The sequence below is a fragment of the Pseudomonas sp. EA_65y_Pfl1_P113 genome (genome assembly GCF_963970525.1).
GTDB lineage: Bacteria > Pseudomonadota > Gammaproteobacteria > Pseudomonadales > Pseudomonadaceae > Aquipseudomonas > Aquipseudomonas tritici.
In genome coordinates this window covers 26,714-47,831 of record NZ_CAXAQM010000032.1, presented here as the reverse complement: position 1 = coordinate 47,831, position 21,118 = coordinate 26,714, and the positions used below count along the sequence as shown (strand labels likewise).

At 60.0% G+C, this 21,118-nt stretch carries 18 protein-coding genes and 1 pseudogene; 16 read left to right on the top strand and 3 right to left on the bottom strand.

Going from position 1 to position 21,118, the window contains the following annotated elements; genetic code table 11:
• Positions 1 to 220 precede the first annotated feature (220 nt).
• The gene (locus AACY52_RS22850; protein ID WP_339560804.1) at positions 221 to 931 is read right to left on the bottom strand and encodes a GntR family transcriptional regulator; all 711 of its coding nucleotides are present in this window, start codon (positions 929 to 931) and stop codon (positions 221 to 223) included.
• A gap of 218 nt (positions 932 to 1,149) precedes the next feature.
• On the opposite strand from AACY52_RS22850, the pseudogene AACY52_RS22845 reads away from it, so the two are divergent.
• Together AACY52_RS22845 and AACY52_RS22840 are read left to right on the top strand one after the other, a co-directional pair.
• A pseudogene (locus AACY52_RS22845) lies at positions 1,150 to 1,442 on the top strand (TonB-dependent receptor domain-containing protein); the annotation flags it as partial.
• A gap of 99 nt (positions 1,443 to 1,541) precedes the next feature.
• Positions 1,542 to 2,111, top strand: a complete 570-nt coding sequence (locus AACY52_RS22840) for a hypothetical protein (RefSeq protein ID WP_339421231.1) — start codon at positions 1,542 to 1,544, stop codon at positions 2,109 to 2,111.
• A gap of 11 nt (positions 2,112 to 2,122) precedes the next feature.
• On the opposite strand, the gene AACY52_RS22835 is transcribed toward AACY52_RS22840, so the two are convergent.
• Both AACY52_RS22835 and AACY52_RS22830 read right to left on the bottom strand, forming a co-directional pair.
• Positions 2,123 to 2,827, bottom strand: a complete 705-nt coding sequence (locus AACY52_RS22835; protein ID WP_339421233.1) for a DUF3142 domain-containing protein — start codon at positions 2,825 to 2,827, stop codon at positions 2,123 to 2,125.
• Positions 2,824 to 4,992 (bottom strand): outer membrane assembly lipoprotein YfiO, encoded by a 2,169-nt coding sequence (locus AACY52_RS22830; protein WP_339421234.1) that lies wholly within the window; start codon positions 4,990 to 4,992, stop codon positions 2,824 to 2,826. Before AACY52_RS22830 ends, AACY52_RS22835 begins: the two co-directional genes overlap by 4 nt.
• Before the next feature lie 174 nt (positions 4,993 to 5,166).
• Between AACY52_RS22830 and AACY52_RS22825 the strand changes: the two genes are divergently transcribed.
• The 14 genes from AACY52_RS22825 to pgaA all read left to right on the top strand — a co-directional run bounded on the left by AACY52_RS22825 (position 5,167) and on the right by pgaA (position 21,106).
• Positions 5,167 to 6,768: a glycosyltransferase family 39 protein gene (locus AACY52_RS22825; protein ID WP_339428491.1), complete on the top strand. Its 1,602-nt coding sequence runs from the start codon at positions 5,167 to 5,169 to the stop codon at positions 6,766 to 6,768.
• 33 nt (positions 6,769 to 6,801) lie between these two features.
• Positions 6,802 to 7,056 (top strand): DUF2789 domain-containing protein, encoded by a 255-nt coding sequence (locus AACY52_RS22820; RefSeq protein ID WP_339421236.1) that lies wholly within the window; start codon positions 6,802 to 6,804, stop codon positions 7,054 to 7,056.
• A gap of 88 nt (positions 7,057 to 7,144) precedes the next feature.
• The gene (locus AACY52_RS22815; RefSeq protein ID WP_339437478.1) at positions 7,145 to 8,638 is read left to right on the top strand and encodes a Fic family protein; all 1,494 of its coding nucleotides are present in this window, start codon (positions 7,145 to 7,147) and stop codon (positions 8,636 to 8,638) included.
• Between the two features lie 74 nt (positions 8,639 to 8,712).
• On the top strand, positions 8,713 to 9,366 hold the full coding sequence (locus tag AACY52_RS22810; protein ID WP_339438827.1) for a hypothetical protein: 654 nt from the start codon (positions 8,713 to 8,715) through the stop codon (positions 9,364 to 9,366).
• Positions 9,363 to 9,779 carry a hypothetical protein gene (locus tag AACY52_RS22805; protein ID WP_339437480.1) on the top strand — a complete coding sequence of 139 codons (417 nt, stop codon included), beginning with the start codon at positions 9,363 to 9,365 and terminating at the stop codon, positions 9,777 to 9,779. The genes AACY52_RS22810 and AACY52_RS22805 overlap by 4 nt, the downstream gene beginning before the upstream one ends.
• A gap of 326 nt (positions 9,780 to 10,105) precedes the next feature.
• Positions 10,106 to 10,372, top strand: coding sequence for a hypothetical protein (locus AACY52_RS22800; protein WP_339428489.1), 267 nt, complete (start codon positions 10,106 to 10,108; stop codon positions 10,370 to 10,372).
• A gap of 460 nt (positions 10,373 to 10,832) precedes the next feature.
• Positions 10,833 to 11,243 (top strand): MarR family winged helix-turn-helix transcriptional regulator, encoded by a 411-nt coding sequence (locus AACY52_RS22795; RefSeq protein ID WP_065872815.1) that lies wholly within the window; start codon positions 10,833 to 10,835, stop codon positions 11,241 to 11,243.
• The gene (locus AACY52_RS22790; protein WP_339421196.1) at positions 11,240 to 13,318 is read left to right on the top strand and encodes an FUSC family protein; all 2,079 of its coding nucleotides are present in this window, start codon (positions 11,240 to 11,242) and stop codon (positions 13,316 to 13,318) included. The genes AACY52_RS22795 and AACY52_RS22790 overlap by 4 nt, the downstream gene beginning before the upstream one ends.
• A complete protein-coding gene (locus AACY52_RS22785) occupies positions 13,315 to 13,524 on the top strand; it encodes a DUF1656 domain-containing protein (RefSeq protein WP_012721577.1) in 210 nt (69 codons plus the stop codon). The genes AACY52_RS22790 and AACY52_RS22785 overlap by 4 nt, the downstream gene beginning before the upstream one ends.
• Positions 13,521 to 14,411, top strand: a complete 891-nt coding sequence (locus tag AACY52_RS22780) for an efflux RND transporter periplasmic adaptor subunit (protein WP_339421194.1) — start codon at positions 13,521 to 13,523, stop codon at positions 14,409 to 14,411. The genes AACY52_RS22785 and AACY52_RS22780 overlap by 4 nt, the downstream gene beginning before the upstream one ends.
• The gene (locus AACY52_RS22775) at positions 14,408 to 15,850 is read left to right on the top strand and encodes an efflux transporter outer membrane subunit (RefSeq protein WP_339421192.1); all 1,443 of its coding nucleotides are present in this window, start codon (positions 14,408 to 14,410) and stop codon (positions 15,848 to 15,850) included. Before AACY52_RS22780 ends, AACY52_RS22775 begins: the two co-directional genes overlap by 4 nt.
• Positions 15,851 to 15,931: 81 nt before the next feature.
• Positions 15,932 to 16,564: an NADH:ubiquinone oxidoreductase subunit N gene (locus AACY52_RS22770; RefSeq protein ID WP_339421190.1), complete on the top strand. Its 633-nt coding sequence runs from the start codon at positions 15,932 to 15,934 to the stop codon at positions 16,562 to 16,564.
• Positions 16,565 to 16,812: 248 nt separating this feature from the next.
• Complete coding sequence (locus tag AACY52_RS22765; RefSeq protein WP_339560803.1) at positions 16,813 to 18,309, top strand: YdgA family protein; 1,497 nt, start codon at positions 16,813 to 16,815, stop codon at positions 18,307 to 18,309.
• Between the two features lie 316 nt (positions 18,310 to 18,625).
• Positions 18,626 to 21,106 (top strand): poly-beta-1,6 N-acetyl-D-glucosamine export porin PgaA, encoded by a 2,481-nt coding sequence (gene pgaA / locus AACY52_RS22760; RefSeq protein WP_339428487.1) that lies wholly within the window; start codon positions 18,626 to 18,628, stop codon positions 21,104 to 21,106.
• The last annotated feature ends 12 nt before the right edge of the window (positions 21,107 to 21,118 follow it).

Here is a 21,118-nt window from a genome sequence, read left to right as displayed (position 1 = left end):
CGACTGCCGCGTCGAATGAAGTGTCTGGTTTAGTAATAAAAGATGATAAGCGGGTTGAACAACTTGGCGAGCATACAAATGTGTTAGAAGTTTTTCTAAATAATATTGGCTGTAAGTTTGTATCTTTGTTGAAAGTGGGAAGTTTCGTCGGGGCGGGGTACTCATCGTTAGTTAGGGAGCCCCGCAACACTGCAAGATCGAGACAGGAAAGCTGAAAGCCTTATTGCGTGTCTTTTTTGTCGCCGGCATCCAGGCCATTGAGGTATGCCGTGATTACCTCCATGCCTCGCATCAAGTGATTGCGCAGCGTCAGGATGCTTTCTTCGGTTTTTTTCTGTGCCACCAGGCTCAGTAGTTCGCGGTGATCTTCCTGAGACGTCTGCCCCAGCCCCATGGCCTCAAGGTTGTAACGCAGGAAACGTTCCTCCTCGTTCAAACCGTGCTCGACCAACTTGAGCAGCCGCTTGTTCGGGGCCTTGCCATACAGGGCCATGTGAAACAGCCGGTTGAGGCGACCAATCTCGGTGTAGTCTTTTTCCTGCTCCAAAGCGACGATGATGGCGTCCGCCTCGGCGATATCGGTTTCAGTGAGCAAAGGGATGGACGAGCGCAGCGCTTCAGACTCCAGCAACATCCGCAGTTCATAGGTTTCGGCCGAGTTATCCTCGATCAACGGCGCGACGACAGCGCCCTTGTGGGTCACCACATGCAGCAGTGACTGGGCTTCCAGCTGGCGCAAAGCTTCGCGCACCGGCATGCGGCTGACCCCGAACAGGCTGGCCAATTCCTGTTGGCGCATGGCGGTACCGCAGGGCAACCGACCGTCCAAGATGGCATTGCGCAAGGTTTCTTCAATCACGGAGCGAGCGAGATGGGCGGGGATCGTTCCGCTGATCTTGATGCTGTTCAAAGGGGTCGGCTTCTGCGTCACGGTTACGTTATGCTCCTTATTAGAATGGGCATGGCTAATTGGATCCAATGCACACTAGAGCCTGACCATAGGCTTGTCAAACGCGCACAGTTTCGGCTTGTAAGCGCTTCAACATAACGCTCTGAGCACCCACAGCCAGCCTCTATCGGGTCTTACGCACCCAGGTTCAACTCGCCTGCTATCGAGCGGGAAATTGCAGTACAGGCAGCTAAGCGCTGGTCATTCGCGACACCCCGTTGGCCGGTCTCGGCGCAGGCCTGGGCGTACGCTACGCGCGCCAAAGCTGGGCGACTACTACGAAGGCGCCTTCAACGTGCCGTCCTACAGCGTCTACGACGCCAGCCTGAGCTACGACCTGAGCCGTTCGCCGCTTAAACTCAAAGGCGTGAAACTGGCGATGAACGTGCAGAACCTCACTAACAAAACCTACGTATCTAAGTGCACCACTAATCTGGATTGCTACTACGGGGAAAGGCGCGCAGTGGTGTCGAGCCTGACCTACGACTGGTAGGTAATCGGTTGTAGGAGGCCTCCTGATTGAGTGGGGTGTGAACCTTGAACGTCTTGCGAGCGTTAGCTTTCGGCTGGCAACCCTCGCGAGATACTGCCCATGACCATCGCCGAAAATCCCTATGCCACACCGCGCTCAAGCCTGAGCTGGATGCCGGTTCGTGAACCGATGTTTCTGGTCGTGGCCCCGCGCAAATTCCTCGTCATGATGCTGCTGACGCTGGGCGGCTACTTCGTCTACTGGCTCTACCGACAATGGACGTTTTATCAGCGGGCCACCGGCAAGAGGCTATGGACCTGGGTTCGGGTGCTATTTCCGGCGTGCTATTTCTGTTCGCTGATCCTCAGCGTGATGCGTGAACTGGAGCAGGGCGAATCTGCCTACCACTGGTGGCCACGTTGCCTGGCGGTGACGATTTTTCTGTGCGGGTGTTTGCCCTTCACGGTGTTGTGGCTGCTCTCACCGTTCGCCGCACTCGCTGTAGTTGCCTGCATCGCAATGTTGCAGGTCGCGCTGGCGTTGCAGTTGCAAGATGCGATTAATCATTTGGAGCAGGACCCCGACGGGGCGGGAAATACGCATCTCACGAGCGCCAATTGGATTGGAATAGTGGTTGGGCTGCTGGGAGGGGGGTGGGTTGTGACAGGCGTGGTGTGGGGCGCCGGTTGAGGGGGAGCGTTTCAAGGGTTCTGCAAAAAAACCACATACCCCCGAAACCACTCACTCCCTTGCAAATACCCAGGTTCCTCCCACGTCCCGCCTTGAATCAGCCCGATCTTGAACGGCAGTCCCAGTCGATTTATCCGTGGCAGATACGCCGCGTAGTCCGGAATGCTGTGGCGCCCTTGATAGGTCTGCACGACCACTTCATCCACCACGCCTTTGAGTTGCGCGATGGCGGCCGGGTCGGCGTTGCTGCTCCAATCCATCAGGCCAGTGATGCTCAAGCGCAGGTCGGCCGGCAGGCGTTGGCGCAGCTCGCGCAGGAAGTCGGCGTATTCGTGCAGGTATTGGGTGCGGGCGTCGAAGTCGATCTGGATGCCGACGACCGGGTTGCCGGCGTCGCGCCAGCGTTGCACTTGGCCGAGCAGTTGGCGGTAGACCGGTTCGGGCCAATGCAGGGTGTGGGCGCGGTAGACGATCCAGATTTCACCCTGGGTGATGCGCGGCACGCTGATGCCCTGGGCGATCATCTGCACGCCGCGCCCTGGCGTGCGGCGGGTGGAGTTGATCTGGCCCTGAAGGATGTACAGGGTTTTGGCCTGCTTGAGCACCGGTTGAGGGGTGACGCCGCTCCACAGCCAAAAGGCGTCATAGTCGCGGGCGTCGACGGCGCCGAAGGCCGGGCTTGCCAGTAACAGCAAGCCTAGCCACAGGTGTTTCACCAGTAGTACTGCAGCGACTTGCCCCACTGGGTGTCACCGAAGCTGCTTTTGAGCTGGCGGAACCAGGCTTTGCGCACGGCAGGTTCAACGTCCTGCCCGCCGCAACTGTTGTAGCCGGACGGCCCGTAGCAGTTGATGGCGCGAAACAGCGCGTAGGCCCTGTCATTCTTCGGCGCCTTGGCATTGCCGATCACCTGTTTGTAGCCGTCCAGGCGCGAGAAGGTTTCACCCTTGAAGTCCGATGCGGTGCTGCCCAGGCTGCCGGCGGCGCGCGCCTGCTCCAATGGCATACCGTCCAGGCCGTTACGCAGGATGAATTCACCCAGGCAGTTCAGGCCCTGTGGATGTTTCGCGTCGTTTTGCAGGATAGCGGCGGTTTGCGTGATGGTTGGGCAGGCGTAGCCGGATTCGGCTTTATCGCCATTCCACTGGAACAGCTTCAAGGTCTGGCTGGCGCTGTAGACGTAGCCCAAGCTGGTACCCAGCTTATCTTCAGGGGCCGCGACCGGCAGTTGCTTGAGGTCCTCGGCGAATGTCGCGTACTGGCCGCGCAGCAGGTCTTTGTAGAGCAGCACGAATTGCGCGGTCTGGCGTTCCAGCGGGTCGCTGGCCTGGGCGATCTGCTGGCGCAACAGCTCAGGGCCTGCAACGTTGCGCAGCAGAATGTAGCGCACCTGCTTGGCGCTGATCGGCGAATCGGCGGCGAACACTTTGGCCAACTGGCCGCTGCGCTCGTAGTTCATCGCCAACGCCAGCTCAAGCTGGTCGCGTTGCAGCGGCATTTTCGCCAGGGGCAGCAGTTGCAACCATAGTGCTTCGGCGCCTTTCCAGTCTTGCTTGGCTTCCAGGGCCAGGGCGCGCAGGGTCTGTTGGCTGAAGGCGAAGTAATTCAGGCTCGACGGCACGCTCTGGGGCAACTGTTTCAAGGCGGCGTCCGGCTGATGCTCGATGTACAACGCACACACGGCCAGCAAGTAGTCGTACAGCTGCGGCGCGCTGGCGAATGCGGCTTTTTGCTTCTCCAAATCGGCGCGGGAAAGGGCGCGCTGGTGGCCGCCGCGCATCAGCATCAGGTCGCTGACAAGCTGGATCATCGGCGTGGTGACGGTCTGGCTATTAACCATCAATAGCTTGAGGTCGACCTCCTCCACCAGTTCGTCCACCGACACATTGCGCTGCGCATCAGTCGCCTGAGTCATCGCCCAGGCGTAGGCCTCGGCGAGCTTGGTGTTGTCACCCGCCAGCCAATACACGCGGCGCAAAAGGCCACGGGCGGAGGCCACGTAATCGCCCTGTGGATAAGTTTTCAGGTAGGTGAGGAATCCTTCTTCGGCATCGCTCAGGGCGGACTTATCCACAAGCTTAAGACGCGGCATGCCGTATTCGTCGAAGGCTTCAGCCTGGGCCTGGTTCAAAGCAGTGCGGGCGGTCATGTACAGCGCGGTTTCCTGCAGCCAAGGCACATTGCTGCTGCTGGCAGCGGCAAAACCGCGTTCAGCGTCACTGAAACGACCGCTGTAGAAGTCGGCGGCGGCCTGCAGGTAAGTGCGAAACAGTTGGCCGTCGGCGGACTGGATCTGCTGAGCGTCCACCACTTGGCCGTCCCAGGAGCAGGCGGTGAGCACCTGCAAACGCGCCTTCACCAGCACCTCGCGCTCGGCCGCCGGCATGTCAGCCTTGATCACCTGGCTGATAAATGCGGTGGCACTGTCATCGTCGTTGCTGCGGCAGCGGCTGCCCTCGCCATTGAGGAACGCTTCACCGGCGGTTTTATACTCGTCGCGCTTGATGCCCAGAGGCTGAAGCAGCGTATCGAGTTCGGCGGTGCGCGAGTCGTCCGGCTTGTTGTCGGGTTCTTCGTTTGTGCTGCGCAAAGGCGCCAGTCGATAGACCGGGAAAGGCACCGGGCCAAAGCCCTGGGCCAGGTCGTCTTCGCTCAAGGCATTGGGCGCCAGGGGCGCAGCCTTTTTGTCCGCCAGCAGCAGGCGCAGGTTGACGCGGCTGTCGTTGCCCGGGTTGAGGAAGGGTTGGTTGCTGCACGCGTCGAGACTGTCACGCGAGACCCGCCAATCGGGGTAGCACGAGTCGTCGGAGCTGGCCTGGGCCTGTAGGGTCATACCCGCGAGCAGTGCCAGTGCCAGGGGTGACAGAAAACCGATGCGCATGACGTGTCCTTGATCCTGAGTCCTTGGAGGAGGGCGATAATAGCGTGTTCCTACGGTCGCTTCGGAGAAGCCCTGCACAAATTGCCGATTTGTCGGGTCATAGAAGCGAATCAGGGGCTTTTGTCCTAGAGTGGCGATGTTTGCAGTTAGGCAATCAAGGGCAGGGAAATCTAGGTGCGTCGGTCTGTGGTAGAGCAAAACGAAAAGGTCGGGACGTTACCCGCACTCAACCGCCTCTCTTGGGACGGTGCCGGTTGGTTCAGCCGACTCTGGTGGGTGCCGATTCTGGCGCTGGCCATGGCCCTGCGTTTTTACAACCTGACGGCGGCGGCGATCTGGGGCGACGAAGGCTCCAGCCTGTTGCTCAGCGAATACGCCGCGGCCGACCTGTGGTTCCACGCGGCGCACGATGTGCACCCGCCGCTGTATTTTTTTCTGCTGCGCGGCTGGATTGAGCTGTTCGGCGACAGCATCTGGTCGATTCGCAGCATGAGCGCCGTCCCCGGTGTAGTCGCCGTGGGCCTGGGCGTCTGGCTGACGCAGCAATTGTCCACCCGGCGTGCGGCAGTGCTGGCGGGCATTCTGCTGGCGCTATTACCCACGGCGGTGCGCTACAGCCAGGAAGTACGCATGTATTCGCTACTGGGCGTGTGGTTGCTGGGCGCCACGCTGGCGCTGGTCTATTGGGTGCGTCAACCCGAGCGCACGCGTTATCTGGCGGCCTATGCCGTGTTGATGAGTGCTGGTTTCTACACCCATTACTTCACGGCGCTGTGCGTGCTGGTGCATTGGGCCTATCTGGGTGTGCTTTGGGGTACGGCGCCGCGAGACCAGCGCCTGATCACACGCCCGGCATGGTGGGTGGCTAACGCCGCGATTGTGCTGTTGTACCTGCCTTGGCTGCCGAACCTGCTGGACTTGGTGCAACACGTCGAACAGCTCAAGGTGGGCGGCGACATAGGCTGGGAAGAACCGGTCAGCCTGTTCTCCCTGCCTTCGATGATCTGGCAATTCGTGCTCCAGGATGAAGGCGTTGGCTTCTGGTCGCCGTTGTTCTGGCTGTTTCCGCTGCTGCTGGTGACTGTTGTGATCACCGCTTGGCAAGATCGCGAACGCTATCGACCGGCCAGCCTGCTGGCGCTGTTTTTCCTGTTGCCACTGCTGCTGGTCTACGGCGTGTCATTTGTATCCCCAGTGTTTATCGAGCGCTACCTGACGGTATACGCCTTGGGCTTGCCGATTCTTGTGGCGATGGCTATCGACCGCCTGCCGTCGCGGTTTTCACTGCTGGGGGTGGCGCTGTTTGTGCTATTTGTCGGCGTCGAACTGGTGGGGTTGAAGAACAACTTTGCCGTGGATGAGCACGACCAGTTCAACGTGCCGGTGGCATTCGTCAACCGCAACTACCAGCAAGACGACCGCATCGTCCTCAGCGACATGATGTGGTACCTCAGCTACGTGTATTACGACCAGACCGACGCCCAATTGCAGCTCTACACACCGCCCAAACCCGACGGCACGCCCACTCGGCCGAACGCGTATGGCTTCGGTACCTTGGTCGACCAGGACGGCGGGCGCATCTATCTCGACCATCTGTCGGCACTGCCCGCTGACACCCGCCGCGTGTGGCTGATCAGCAGCAACGAAGCACCGGATGATTTCGCCCCGCTGCCAGAGGGCTGGCGCGAACTCAGTCGCCAGGATGGCGGCGGCGCCAGGGCTAGGTTGTTTGTGTTGTGCAACGTACCGTCGGCGCAACCTGAGGGCTGTCGCTAGACTGGGTTAATTCTTTCATCGCAGGAGCCCGTCATGGAATCGCCCGTGCATAGTTTGCCGTCACTGTTCAAACAGCTGGGTCTGGAGAATGACCCGGTGAGTATTGAGAGGTTCGTGGCGGTTCATTCGCCGCTCAAACCGGAGTTGAAATTGGCGGATGCGTTTTTTTGGACCGATAGCCAGAGAGCGTTTTTACGTGAGGAGATTCTAGAGGATGCGGATTGGGCGGTGGTGGTGGATGAGTTGAATCTGATGTTGCGGGGTGGGCGAGAGGTGCAAAAAATTTAGAAAAAACGCTGAAAGTTGAAAAAAACTGATGAGGGTTGAAAAAAACTGGGCTTTAATCGCGTAAGTGAACTTTTTCTGAGGTTGCGCGATGTCTCTGGTTGGCTATGCCCATCTCCATCGATCTCTCGGGTTAAAAGCCATCGCGCCTGCCCGCGCAGCGATGATTAAGCCTGTCACTCGGATTTCGACGATCGGTGATTGCCTGGCGGTACCTCACGCTGTTGCACCGTCGGCTGACTCAGTGCTCGACCATATTCTTTTTGCCCTCAAGCATGAAGGTATCAACCTCGGCATCCTGGCTCAGGCGCTGGAAGCCGTCACTGCCGAGCAACTGCTGCAAGAACTGGAAAAAGCCCCTAACGGCGTGTTCATCCGCAAGGTGTGCTACCTCTGGGAGGGGCTGACCCTTCAACGGCTGGATTACAGCAAACCGATCAACAGTCGTGTGTCTCCACTGTTTGATCCGCAGCGCTACGTGACGGGCCCGTCGACGCGAAATTCCCGTTGGCGCATCGACTTCAATGGTTTGGGCTCTTTGGCTTATTGCGCGACGGTCGAGCGTACGCCAGAAATCGACACTCTGCTGAGCGTCGATATCTTGGGGCGCGCCAAATCCTTCATGGCCACCCTACCTCCCGAAATGATGGACCGCGCGATCCAGTGGGCTTACCTGCATGAAACCCGCGACTCGTTCGCCATCGAAAAAGAACAACCCAGCGAGGAAAAGTCCCGGCGCTTCGTCCAGCTGTTACGTCAGGCCCACGAAGGCAGGCTGCTGACCGAGGATTATCTGGTCGAGCTGCAAAACAGCACTGTTTCCAACCCCTTCGACAAAGCCGTCGCGTTTCGCCACGAACAGAACCACCTGCACAATGGCCTGCGCGGCGCGGCGGGTGTCAGCTACGTACCGCCCTCTCCTGAGCTGTGCCAGGAGCTGATGGAAGAGCTGATGGCGTTCGCCAATCAACCTGTGCGCGAGGTTGATCCTCTCGTAGCTGCGGCCGTCACCGCGTTTGGCTTCGTATTCCTGCACCCGTTCATGGATGGCAACGGTCGGCTGTCCCGCTTCTTGATCCACCAGACGCTATGCCACTACGGCGCACTGGAACACGGCTTACTGCTGCCTGTCTCCGTCGCGATGAAGCACGAAGAACACGCCTATCTGGAGGCACTCAAGGCGTTCTCCCTGGCGACGCGAGAATTCTGGAACGTCATCTGGCTGGACGGCGAACAAATGGCCTTCGATTTTATCGGCCACCCGTCGATTTACCGCTATTGGGATGCAACGCGCTGCGTCGAATTCACCCTGCAAATGGCCCGGCGCGCGCTGGAGGTGGAACTGCGCGAAGAGACAGAATTTCTCGACCGTTATGACCGGGTGATCAAGGCCGTGAATCAGCGCTTCGACGTGCGGGGTAGTGATCTGTCGAAGCTGGTGATGATGTGTCTGGACAACGAGGGCAAGGTTTCCAAGCATCGGCGCAAGCAGTTTCAGTACAGCGTGCCCGAGGAGGTGTTTGAGTTTATTGAGGAAGAGGCCCAGCGCGCTATGTACGAAGCTGGGAAATTTCCTACCGACTAAGCGGAGGTGGATGATAGTGAGCAGAGTGAGGAATCCGCTATTAACACGCGCTGATTCCTCCCTCTGGACACAGCATGAAACGCCTGATCCCTCGCGCTGAAATTGAAAATTATGACCTCACACATATCGAAAGCCCCTATTTTGCAGGAATAAAAGTAAGGGAGTTCTTTCGCGCGCCTTATGCGTTGCAAGGGCTGGGCGAGCTTCTTAGTGAGTGCAATATTTCACCTGTTGTTTGCTCGGGGGGAAAAGATCAACGGCGGGTGTTGGATAAATTGGCAGTCGGTGATTGGTTATTTGTGATGGAGCATCCCTTCCTTCCTTTAAGTAGAGAGAGTCGCGTTACATACGGACATCTGATGGGGCGCCGGCTTTACGTCGGGCCGGGTAAGTGGGAAAAAGTCAGTATCGATTACGACGGCGTTAAAAATACCGCAGTCCTGGCTGCCAATCGGTTGGCTTCCATGGGCGATGAGGGGCGAATGTTTCTGTCGGACGGAAAGGATCTCGCGAACACCACCAGGGTCATGACTCAAAAGTGGGTGCGGCTTGATAGTCGCGATGATCAGCCCACTCACCGATCGGTTGAGCGTCGGTATGGTGAGCTACGGCATATCAAACAACGCTATCTGGAGGGGGATGACAACTGGCAGGTAGGTGGTAAATCCTGGCACTGGCAGCCCGTAACACCGGATATGGCCTACGAATACAAGGATGTTGAAAAATGACGCGCAAACACATTTTTTGGTTTTGGGGATCTATGGATGCCATTTATCTTGCTCGGTACGTCATTACCAGTGTGATGGGTGGCAGAATCCCCTATTTCAGTGATGTTGAGAACGCGGTATGGATTCTGCGCGAACACAGCGTCGCGCAGATTTACATGTTTGTATTCGTTATGCTTTTGCAGGCCTCTATAATCGTGTCTTGTTTGCTTTTTTTTATTCAACAAGAAAGCATCAAATGGTTAGTTTATCTTCAAGCGCCTTTGCGCCTGGCATTTTTGATTCCATCGGTTTCGCTCTTGCTTATCGGCGCTCGCTTAGTTCCAGACTACAACTTGGTATTAATGGTTGTGTTAGTCGTTGTTTCCGAGATGGTTAAAGTTTGGAGCGTCTGGCGGTGGAGCAAAAAATGCTGACGTTTCCAGCAGGCTCGTCAGGAGACAAAACGGTCATTAAGTCGGTTGCACTGCCTCAACCATCCAACCTATAGTTCGCCCCGTCGCCGCACATCGGCGACCGGATTTGGCGATCCGAGTTTCTGTGACGCGTTTCAGCGTTCATACCCCCGTGCTTTCTCATCTTTGGATGAAGGCGCAGGGTTCTATGGCGGCTGTACGCGGGAGATCTTCGGATCTGCCGGGTTTCACAGATAACCGGTTCGCCAACCTGCGTACAGCTGCCACCTTTTCTTGTTTGGCGACGAGAGCGAGTGGTTCAAACCCTTATCTGTGAGGTTTTATCGATGGACCAATACAAACCGTTTCAAACCAATCTCACCAGCGTTCCGGTCCTGGCCTTCAACATCTTCGCCCCCTCGCACCTGCTCCACGAAACGGCGCGCAGTCGCATCCGTATTGGCACAGAGCTGTTGGAAACCCTCACCGCCAAAGCGGACAGCCAGAACCTGCATCATTTGGTCACGGCCGCATTGGTCTCGCTGCGCGATGGCCTGGACATGATGAGTGAAATCCAGCGCCGACTGGACGGGCAAGCCGAACAGCAAGCCTGAAACCAACGCTGATCTAAATGTGGGAGCTGGCTTGCCTGCGATAGCCATAGGTATCTACACATCTTTAGCCATCCCCCGGCGTAGCAGCTGTCGAGCCCCGGCGAGGCTGCGTCAGCGGTGTGTCAGACAGGCCGCAAACGCAGCCTCGCTGGGGCTCGACAGCTGCTACGCACTATCACAGTGAAAATGTGTAGATACTTATGCTGCGATAGCGGAGTGTCAGTCGACATCTACCTCGACTTGACCACCGCCATCGCAGGCAAGCCAGCTCCCACATGGGGTTTGCAGCGATTCAAATGGCTCGTCCGCGCTCAGGCACGCTTTCTCCACCCACACCGCCCACCACCCATCACTAAATTGTTTCAAAACTTGACGCATATGGTCTCATCCACCATATTGATAGTTAGCAAACTAACTGTATGCGAACTATCCAGTGCCTCAATCCCTCGAACAACTCCAGATGAACCTCAGCAGCAGCATGGTGGTGGGCGCCCGTCACTGGCGCAAAATCTGCCAGACCACGCTGGTGAGCTACGGCATCTCCGAAGCCTGCGCCGTGCCGCTCTTGATGATCGGCCGCTTGGGCGATGGCGTGCACCAGGTCAAAGTGGCCCAGGCCTCGGGCATGGAAAGCCCGTCGCTGGTGCGCCTGCTCGACCGGCTGTGCACCGACGGCTACGTGTGCCGCACAGAAGACGTCCACGACCGTCGCGCCAAGTCCTTGAGCCTCACCGAGCGCGGCCGTGAGCTGGTGCAAGCGGTGGAGGCGCAACTGGTGCGTCTGCGTAAGGACGTACTGGCGGATATCGCCCCCAACGATCTGGAAGCCGCGCTGCGTGTGTTGCGCGCCTTCGAGGCGGCGACGCTTTGAACGGATTTTTTACCGGTTTCCCGCCCGCCCGTGACTGGTTCTATGGGGTACGTACCTTCGCGGCGTCGATGGTCGCGTTATATATCGCCATGCTGATGCAGATGCCGCGTCCGTATTGGGCGATGGCCACGGTGTATATCGTCTCAAGCCCGTTTGTCGGCCCTACCAGTTCCAAAGCACTGTACCGCGCCATCGGCACCTTCATGGGCGCAGCGGCGGCGGTGATTTTCGTGCCGATGTTCGTGCAGTCGCCTTACATGCTGGTGGTGGTGATTGCCTTGTGGACGGGCACTTTGCTGTTTCTGTCCATGCACCTGCGCACCGCCAACAACTACGCCTTGATGCTCGCCGGCTACACCTTGCCGCTGATCGCCTTGCCGGTTGTGGATAACCCCCTGGCTGTGTGGGATGTGGCCGAAGCGCGTACCGAAGAAATCTTCCTCGGCATCGTAGTCGCGGCGGTGGTGGGCGCGATGTTCTGGCCGCGCCGTCTCATGCCGGTGTTCGATGGCTCGGTGACCAAATGGTTTGCCGACGCCCAGGTTTATAGCCAGCGCTTTCTGACCCGCAACGTTGAGCCTGAAGAAATCAGCACGTTGCGCGGCGGTATGGTCGCCACTTTCAACACCCTCGAACTGATGATCGGCCAGTTGCCCCACGAAGGCGCAAGGCCGCAGACGGTGCGTAATACCAAAGAGCTGCGCGGGCGCATGATTCACCTGCTGCCAGTGGTGGATGCACTCGACGATGCGCTGTATGCCATCGAGCATCGCGCGCCGGAGTTCCTGGATAAAATCACGCCGTTGCTGGAAGCGACCCGCCAGTGGCTGGAAAACACCCAGGACAGCGCGCCGATGGACAGCTGGCGCGCCCTGCGTGATCAGGTCGATGCCCTGCAACCCCACGGCAAAGCGCTGGACGATCGCCACACGCTGCTGTTCTCCAATGCGCTGTACCGTTTGGGTGAATGGATCGACCTGTGGCAAGACTGCCGTAGCCTGCAAGCCGCCATCCAATGTGAAAGCCAGGACAGTTGGCGCGCGGTCTACCGCCACTGGCGCCTGGGCCGGCTCACGCCGTTCCTCGACCGTGGCCTGATGTTCTACTCGGCGTTCTCCACCGTCACCGCGATCATCGTTGCTTCGGTGCTGTGGATTTTGCTGGGTTGGACCGACGGCGGCAGCGCAGTGATCCTGGCGGCTGTCGCCTGCAGCTTCTTTGCAACGATGGATGACCCCGCACCGCAGATCTACCGGTTCTTTTTCTGGACCGCCATGTCGGTGTTGTTCGCCAGCCTCTATCTGTTTTTGGTGCTGCCCAACCTGCATGACTTCCCGATGCTGGTGCTGGCGTTTGCCGTGCCGTTTATCTGCATCGGCACGCTCACCGTACAGCCGCGATTTTACCTGGGCATGCTGCTGACGCTGGTGAATACCTCGTCGTTTATCAGCATCCAGGGCGCCTATGACGCGGACTTCCTCAACTTCGCCAACGTCAACCTGGCTGGGCCGGTGGGCTTGCTGTTTGCCTTCGTGTGGACACTGATTGCGCGGCCGTTCGGTGCTGAACTGGCGGCCAAGCGCCTGACGCGTTTCAGCTGGCGCGACATCGTCACGCTCACCGAGCCCGCGACCCTGGCCGAGCACCGGCACATGGCTGTGCAAATGCTCGACCGCCTTATGCAACACTTGCCGCGCCTGGCCCTGATTAACCAGGACACCGGCACCGCCTTGCGCGATTTGCGCGTGGCGCTGAACCTGCTCGACCTGCTGGCTTACTCACCGCGCATCCTCGGTGTGCCACGGGTGCTGCTCAGTCAAGTGGTGGAAGGTGTGGGCGGTTACTTCAAGGCGTGCCTCAAGGCCGGTGAACGCTTGCCGGCGCCCAGCGGTCTGCTGATGACGCTGGACCGCACGCGTCGCGCCCTCAACGGCCAGGGTTTGCAAGACGAAGATGACACCCGCCTGCACCTGCTGCACGCGCTGGCCGGTTTGCGCCTGTCCCTGCTGCCGGGCGTGGAATTCATTGGCGGCACCGAGGTGCAAGCGCCGCTACCCGATGGAGCGCCTTTATGATCGGTGATCTGGATATCAGCGGGGTGTTCCTGCCCACGTTGCTGGTGCTGATGGGCATTACTTATGTGTTGTTTCTGGTGGTGCACGGGTTGTTGACCCGCGTCCACTTCTATCGCCTGGTCTGGCACCGGGCATTGTTCAACGTGGGACTCTACGCGCTGTTGCTGGGCGCGGTGGACTCACTCAGTCGATACCTGATGACATGAAAAAACCTTTTTTGACCATCGGCCGTGTCGTCCTGACGCTGTTGATCGTGACGTTTGCGGTCGTCGTTGTGTGGCGCATGGTCATGTACTACATGTTTGCCCCCTGGACCCGTGACGGCCACATCCGTGCCGACATTGTGCAGATCGCCCCGGACGTGTCCGGGCTGATCCAGCGCGTCGACGTGCGCGACAACCAGTTGGTAACCAAGGGCCAGGTGCTGTTCGCCGTCGATCAGGACCGTTTTAAGCTGGCCCTGCGCCAAGCCCAGGCCGCCGTGGCCGACCGCCAGGAAACCTTGGCCCAGGCCCAGCGCGAGTACAAGCGTAACCGCGGCCTCGGCAACCTGGTGCCCCGCGAGCAACTGGAAGAAAGCCAGTCGCGCGTGGCCCGGGCCCAGTCTGCCCTGGCTGAAGCCCAGGTGACGGTAGACTCTGCCCAGCTCAACCTTGACCGCTCGGTGATCCGCAGCCCCGTGGACGGTTACGTCAACGACCGTGCGCCGCGTGCCCAGGAGTTCGTCACCGCCGGGCGCCCGGTACTGTCGGTGGTGGACAGCAATTCCTTCCATATCGATGGCTATTTCGAAGAAACCAAGCTCGACGGCATTCATGTCGGCATGAGCGTGGATATCCGCGTGGTTGGCGACAACGCTCGCCTGCGTGGCCATGTGCAAAGCATCGTCGCCGGTATCGAAGACCGCGACCGCAGCAGCGGCTCCAACCTGTTGCCCAACGTCAACCCGGCGTTCAGCTGGGTGCGCCTGGCCCAGCGGATTCCAGTGCGCATTGCGTTTGACGATGTGCCAGCGGACTTCCGCATGATCGCCGGGCGTACGGCGACTGTCTCGATCATCGGCGATAAGGTTAAAGACGGAGACAAACCATGAAGCAGCTGTTGGCGAGCGCCGCGCTGGGTTTGCTGCTGTCGGCCTGCCAAGTGGTGGGCCCGGATTACGCACTGCCGGATAAAGCCGCCGTCAACCGTGGCGATCTGCAAGGGCAAATCGCTGGGGAGGGCAACAATGTGGTGTCGGCGCCGGTGCCGGCCGACTGGTGGAAACTGTACAAAGACCCACGCCTGGATGAGCTGGTGCGCCAGGCGATGGCGTCGAACACCGACTTGCGCGTGGCGGCTGCGAACTTGCAGCGTGCGCGCTTTCAGACCCAGCAAGCGGAATCCGCAGGCGGCTGGAGCCTCGGCGCGAAGGCTGAAGCCCAGCGTCTGCAAGAGTCTGGCGAAGCGTTTTTGCTGACGGAAAAAGTCCCGGTGGGCAATATTGGCAGCGTTGGTATCACCACGTCCTACCAGTTCGATCTGTTCGGTACGCTGCAACGCGGCATCGAAAGTGCCCAGGCCAGTGCCGATGCGGCCCAGGCGGCTGCTGATATTGCGCGCATCACCCTGGTAGCCGATGTCGTGCGCTCCTATACCCAGGTCTGCGCCGCGAACGAAGAGCTGGCGATTGCCAATGAGTCCCTCGACCTGCAGGCCCAAAGCACTAAGCTCACCCAGCGTCTGCGTGACGCCGGACGTGGCGATGAAACCCAGGTGACGCGCTCGCAAACCCAATACAAATCCTTGCGCGCCGACATGCCGCGCTACCAAGCATTGCGCCAGGCCGGGCTGTTCCGCCTGTCGATGCTGTTGGCCAAGCCGGTGGACCAACTGCCGGCGGGCACGGGCACTTGCGCCGAGCTGCCGCACATCGCCCAATTGCTGCCGGTTGGCGATGGCGCGGCGTTGCTCAAGCGCCGTCCCGATGTGCGTCAGGCCGAACGTCAACTGGCCGCCGCCACCGCGAGGATCGGCGTGGCGACGGGCGCGCTTTACCCGGATATCAGTATTGGCGCCACGGTGGGGACCGTTGGCCTGCTCGAAAACCTTGGCCAGCCTGCGACCAACCGTTGGGGCTTTGGCCCCATGATCAGTTGGACAGTGCCGACCAACGGCGCCCGCGCGCGCGTTCACGAAGCCGAAGCCGCCACCCAGGGCGCCCTGGCGCACTTTGACGGCGTGGTGCTCAATGCCATCCGCGAAACCCAGACCGGCCTGGCGCAGTACACTGCGCAACTGCAACGCCGCGATGCATTGGCCGAAGCCGGCGAATCGGCCAAGGAAGCAGCAGGGCAGACCCACCGCTTCTTCCAGGCCGGCCGCGCGTCGTTCCTGGCCGACCTGCAAGCCACCCGCACCTACACCGATGTGCGCGCGCAACTGGCGGCGGCCAACACCCAGGTTGCCATGAGCCAGATCGATTTGTTCCTGGCCCTGGGCGGCGGTTGGGAAAGCGGACGAACGCAAGCGTCACAACCCGGCAAACCCTGAGCGAATAGCTATGCTTTGACAGGCGGACCGCCGCGACGATCCGCCTGTCACTGCTCGCGTTTGCTCATGGGGATTCCAATAATGAAAAACCCTTATGCTCCCGCTTTCTGGTGCGTGTGTTTCGCACTGGTGTTGTTATCGGCGACCTATTTCTACGGCGTGATGCTCGCCCATCAGCTCGACAAGGCGATGGTGTTTCTCGACAGTGCCTGCCTGGTGATCGGCACCCTGTCCATTGGCGTAGTGGCGTGGGCCTCTTACCAGAATCAACGGGTGAAGAAAAAACTCCTCGAACAAGGCAAGACCCGCGTGGTGATCTGGGACACCAAGGTCGCCCTGCGCCGGGTCGAGACCGTGTTCGACCGCTATTTCTGGGGCAGCTATTGGCAGCCGGGGCGGACCTTCCAGGAAGTCATGGGTGACCTCACTGGCACGCCTCTGGAGAAAAGCCTCGAAGTCCTGAAAAAACAGTGCGTGGCACTTGATCAGCAGGTCGCTGACGGTAGGCACTGGCTGAACAACGCGCGGGAACTGTCCGACGTTGCCACACAAATGGCCCGCGAGCGCTATCGGCTGGACGTCTGCGACCCCAAGTCGGACACCCCCGGCAATGCGGTCATACACCGCGAGTTTGAGGTGCTGGTGTACACCTGGACGGCGCGCTTGAAGAGCTTCGACCACCAACTCGATGAAATTGAGCTGGAGTACTCCTGACGTAGCAGCGGTCGAGTAGAACGAGGCCGCGTTCGAGGACGAAGTCCTCGTAAAGCCAGCACTTATGGTTTCTGATAAACCAGGTTGCCGGGTTTTACGACTGCTTCGCAGCCGAATGCGGCCTCGCTGCGCTCGACCGCTGCTACGGTGCCTATGCTAATCTTCCCCCGTTTTCGTCGGGCTTGAGCCAACCCCTCAGGGTTCAAGGAAGACAGCCCACTTCTCACAGGATTTGATCAGGTCACTTCATGAATAAGCCAGCCGTTGTTCTTTTGGGTTTCGTTGTCGCCGTTGGCGTCGTCAGTGCAGGCGGTGCCTGGTACACCGGTAAGCAGCTGGAGCCCGTGCTGCAGACGGCGGTGCAGGACGCCAACAAGGAACTGCAACGTTCCATGGCCGGCGTCGACGGCACTGTTGCCCTGGAGCTGGTGTCCTTGGACCGTGGCCTGTTCAGCAGCACCGCGCACTATCGCCTCAAGGGTCAGGGCTCGTTCTTCGGCGAGCAGAACCCGAACCCCGAGCTGCTGATTGTCGACCATATCGAACACGGCCCGTTGCCGTTCTCGCGCCTGGTATCGCTGAAATGGCTACCGGTCATGGCTACCAGTCACTACGAGCTGGAAAAGAACGCCACCACTGAGAAATGGTTCGCCGCCGCCAAAGACGTGTCACCGCTCAAAGGCGTGGCCAATATCGGCTACAGCCGTTCGGTGAGCGGTAATCTCGAACTGCTGCCGCTGACGTTCAAGGACGAGACGGCTTCGGTGAACTTCTCTGGCCTCAACCTGGATTTCGACAGCACCGCCGAGGGCAAGAAGGTCAAGGTCGACGGCTACATGAACAGCCTCAAACTGGCTGTGGTCGATGCCAATGGCGCACCCTTGGACGCTGAATTCGCCGGCCTGACCGTGGCCAGCAACTTGGAGAAATCCACCTTCGGCTTCTACACCGGGCAGAACACGATAGAGCTGACCGACACCAAGCTCACCTTCGGCCCACAGAAAGCCGTAATGACCCTCAAGGGTTTCGAGCAGAAAGATACCAGCGAAGTCAAAGACAACAACATGGCCGGCCGCGTCGACTACAAGATCGACGAGATCGGCTATCAGGGCAAACCCGTGGGTTCCGCCGCCATGGCCCTGAGCGTGAAAAACATCGATGTGCCCTCTGGCCTGCTGCTGACCAAGCTGTATCAGGACAAGATGCAGCCGGTGCAAGCCGCTGCTGCCGCCGGCCAACCGGTGCCGGAGTTGCAACTGACTGAGGCTGAGCAGGCCCTGGCTGAAGCCAACGTCGACCAGTTGCTGGCCGCCAAGCCACACGTGGCGCTGGAAAACCTGTCGCTGAAAACCACCCACGGTGAAAGCAAGTTCAACCTGGTGCTGGACCTGGCCAAGCCGACCTCCATGGAATTGCCGCCGGTTGAGTTGGGCAAGCAAATGGTCGCGCTGCTGGACGCCAACCTGACCCTGTCCAAGCCAATGATCGCCGACGTTGCCGCCCTGCAAGCGCAGCTTGGCGGTGTGACCGATCCTAAAGCCATCGAGCAGCAATCCCAGATGGCCAGCGAAATGGTCAGCGGCATGGCCGTTGGCACACAACTGGCGACCCTGGTGGGCAGCGACGTGGTGTCCAAGCTGCATTACGCCAACAATGAAGTGACCTTCAACGGCCAGAAGATGACCGTCGAGCAGTTCATTGGCTTTGTGATGTCCAAGGTTGGCTCAGTGAGCGGCGCCCGATAAGCCTCGGGGCCGCGCAAAGCGGCCCGACTGAAATGCAATCAAACTGTGGGAGCGGGCTTGCTCGCGAACGCGGTGTACCAGTCACTCTAGATGTTGACTGACACATCGCCTTCGCGAGCAAGCCCGTTCCCACATTTGGTTTGTGGCACTGGTCAGGCAATTCTGAACAATTGTTCTGAATCTCCCTCCCCCTTTCTCCGCTAAGGGATAGTTCATACAGGAAAGCTAGGTCGGGTCACGAGACGCCGACACCCTGATGCAAATCGCTCAGGACCACCTATCGCTACAGCTTTCCGTGTGTAAGGAAGCTCACGATATGCTGCGAAACCTCCCACTCAGTGCCTCAGGCCGGTTACGGCTGCTCATCGGGGTAACCTTGTGCAGCCAGTTGCTGATGCCCACCTTTGCCATGGCCGACCCGGCCTACGACGCCCTGATCATCCAGGCGCGCAACGGCAACTTCACACCCGCCCTGACTCAACTGCGCCAATTGCCTGCCGAGCGCCAGACGCCAGGCCAGATCAGCGACCACTTGGTGATCGCTGGCTGGGCCGGACAGGGTGCCGAAGTGCTGAAGGTGTACGAGGCACAGGGCCAGCATCGCAACTTGACCGCCCAGGCGCTGGCCACGGTTGCGCGAACCTATCGCAACCAGAAGCAGTGGGCGCAGGCCGAGGCGGTCTATCGCAAAGCGCTGTTGCGTGAACCGAACAATGTCGACCTGCAACTGGGCCTGGCCCTTACCCAGGCCGACGGCGGCAAAGTCAGCGAAGCGGTGCAACGCACACGCGCTCTGGTGGCGGCCAAGCCGGATGATCCCAATCGGCGCATGGCCCTGGGCTACGCACTGACTCGTGCGGGTTCGAACTACGACGCCCTGTTTGAATTCGACCAGGCCTTTATCCGCGCCGGCGACAAGCCCGAAGTCGCCCGCGAATACCTCGTTGCCCTGCAAAAGGCCCGTCTGCCGGAAGCCGCCTTGCGCTTGTCGGCCCAGCGCCCGGGGCTGGTCGACCCTGTGACCCAGCGTCGCCTCGAAGGCGACCTGGCCGCCGAGCGCGTACGCATGGCCGAGTTCGCCACGCGTACCGAGAAAGAACGCTTTGTGATCGCCGACCGCGCGCTCGCGGACTACGACAGACTGCTCGCCCGCTGGGCCCCCGACGCCAGCGCCCAGGGCGACGTGATGATTTGGCGCATCGACCGCCTCGGCGCGCTCAAGGCCCGGGCGCGCACCGCCGAGGTCATTCGCGAGTACGAAGCCCTCAAGGCTGAAGGCGTGCAATTGCCGACCTACGCCTTGCGCTGGGTCGCTGCCGCCTACCTCGACCAGCGCCTGCCGGAAAAGGCCGCCCCGCTGTATCGCCAGGCGGTGACCGCTGCGGATGCCGACCCAGGCGATCATGTCAAAGACAGTTCCGCCCTGTTCTACGCCTTGCTGGAAAACGACCAGGTGGCAGAGGCGCGCGTGGTCGCCGACAACCTGGCCCGCAGCGAGAAACCGCGGCTTGAACTCAAGGGTCTGCCCTTGGGCGACCCTAACGACGAGTGGGCGGACGCGCAACAATTGGCGGCCCAGGCCGGTACCTATGGCGATGACCTGCAGACCAGCGAAGAGCGCCTGGAAGCCTTGGGCAATAAAGCCCCGGGCAACATCGGCGTGCGTTTGGCGCAGGCCGAGATGTACCGTGCCCGCGAATGGCCAAGACGCGCCGAAGCGTCACTCAAGGAAACCGAAAACCAGAGCCCGCGCGACATCGGCGTGGAAATGTCCCAGGGCTTCACCGCGCTGGACCTGCAGGAGTGGCGCCAGCTCGACCTGCTTGCCGATGACGTGGTCGCCCGCGCCCCGGAAAACCGCCAGGTCCAGCGCCTCGATCGCCTGCGCAAAGTGCACGACATGGCCGAAGTCCGCGTCGAGGCCTACACGGGTAAAAGCTACGGTGGCAGCAATAACGCAGACGCCGGCGCGATCAGGGGCAGCCGCGACTGGGGCATTGAGACCGTGATCTACACGCCGCCCATCGACGAAGACTGGCGCCTGTTCACCGGTGCCGGCTACGGCACCGCCGACTTTACCGAAGGCAGCGGCCATCACCGTTGGCAGCGCGTGGGCGTGGAGCGGCGTACCCGTGACATGACCCTCGAAGCCGAAGTCTCCAACCACTCCTACGGCTTTGGCTCCAAGCAAGGCGCACGCGTAGCGGTTGCCCGCGACATCAATGACCATTGGCAATACGGCGGCAGCCTCGACTACCTCACGGCGACCACGCCGTTGCGGGCGCTCAATACCGACATTACGGCCAATGGCGGCAGCGGTTTCATCCGCTGGCGCGCGAATGAAAGCCGCGAATGGAAACTGACCGTCAGCCCGTCGCACTTCAGCGATGGCAACGATCGCCTCGAAGCCTTGCTCGCCGGCCGCGAAGGCATCTACAGCTCGCCCAAGGTGCAAGTGGAGTTAGGCCTGGAAGTCAGTGCCAGCCGCAACAGCAAGGAAGACACGCTGTACTTCAACCCGAAGTCGGACTTCGGCGTGATGCCCACCGTCAACGTCAACCATGTGCTTTATCACCGTTACGAGACCCAGTGGAGTCAGCAGTTCCAGGTCGGCGCGGGCACTTATCGCCAGCAGGATTACTCCAGCGGCGGTGTCGGCTTGATCGGTTACGGCCAGCGCATTCGCTGGAACGACGTCCTGGAAGCCGGCGCCAACCTGAGCCTGGTCAGCCGAACGTATGACGGTGATCGCGAACGCGATCTGCGCCTGCTCGTCGACCTCACTTACCGTTTTTAAAAGAGCCTGATC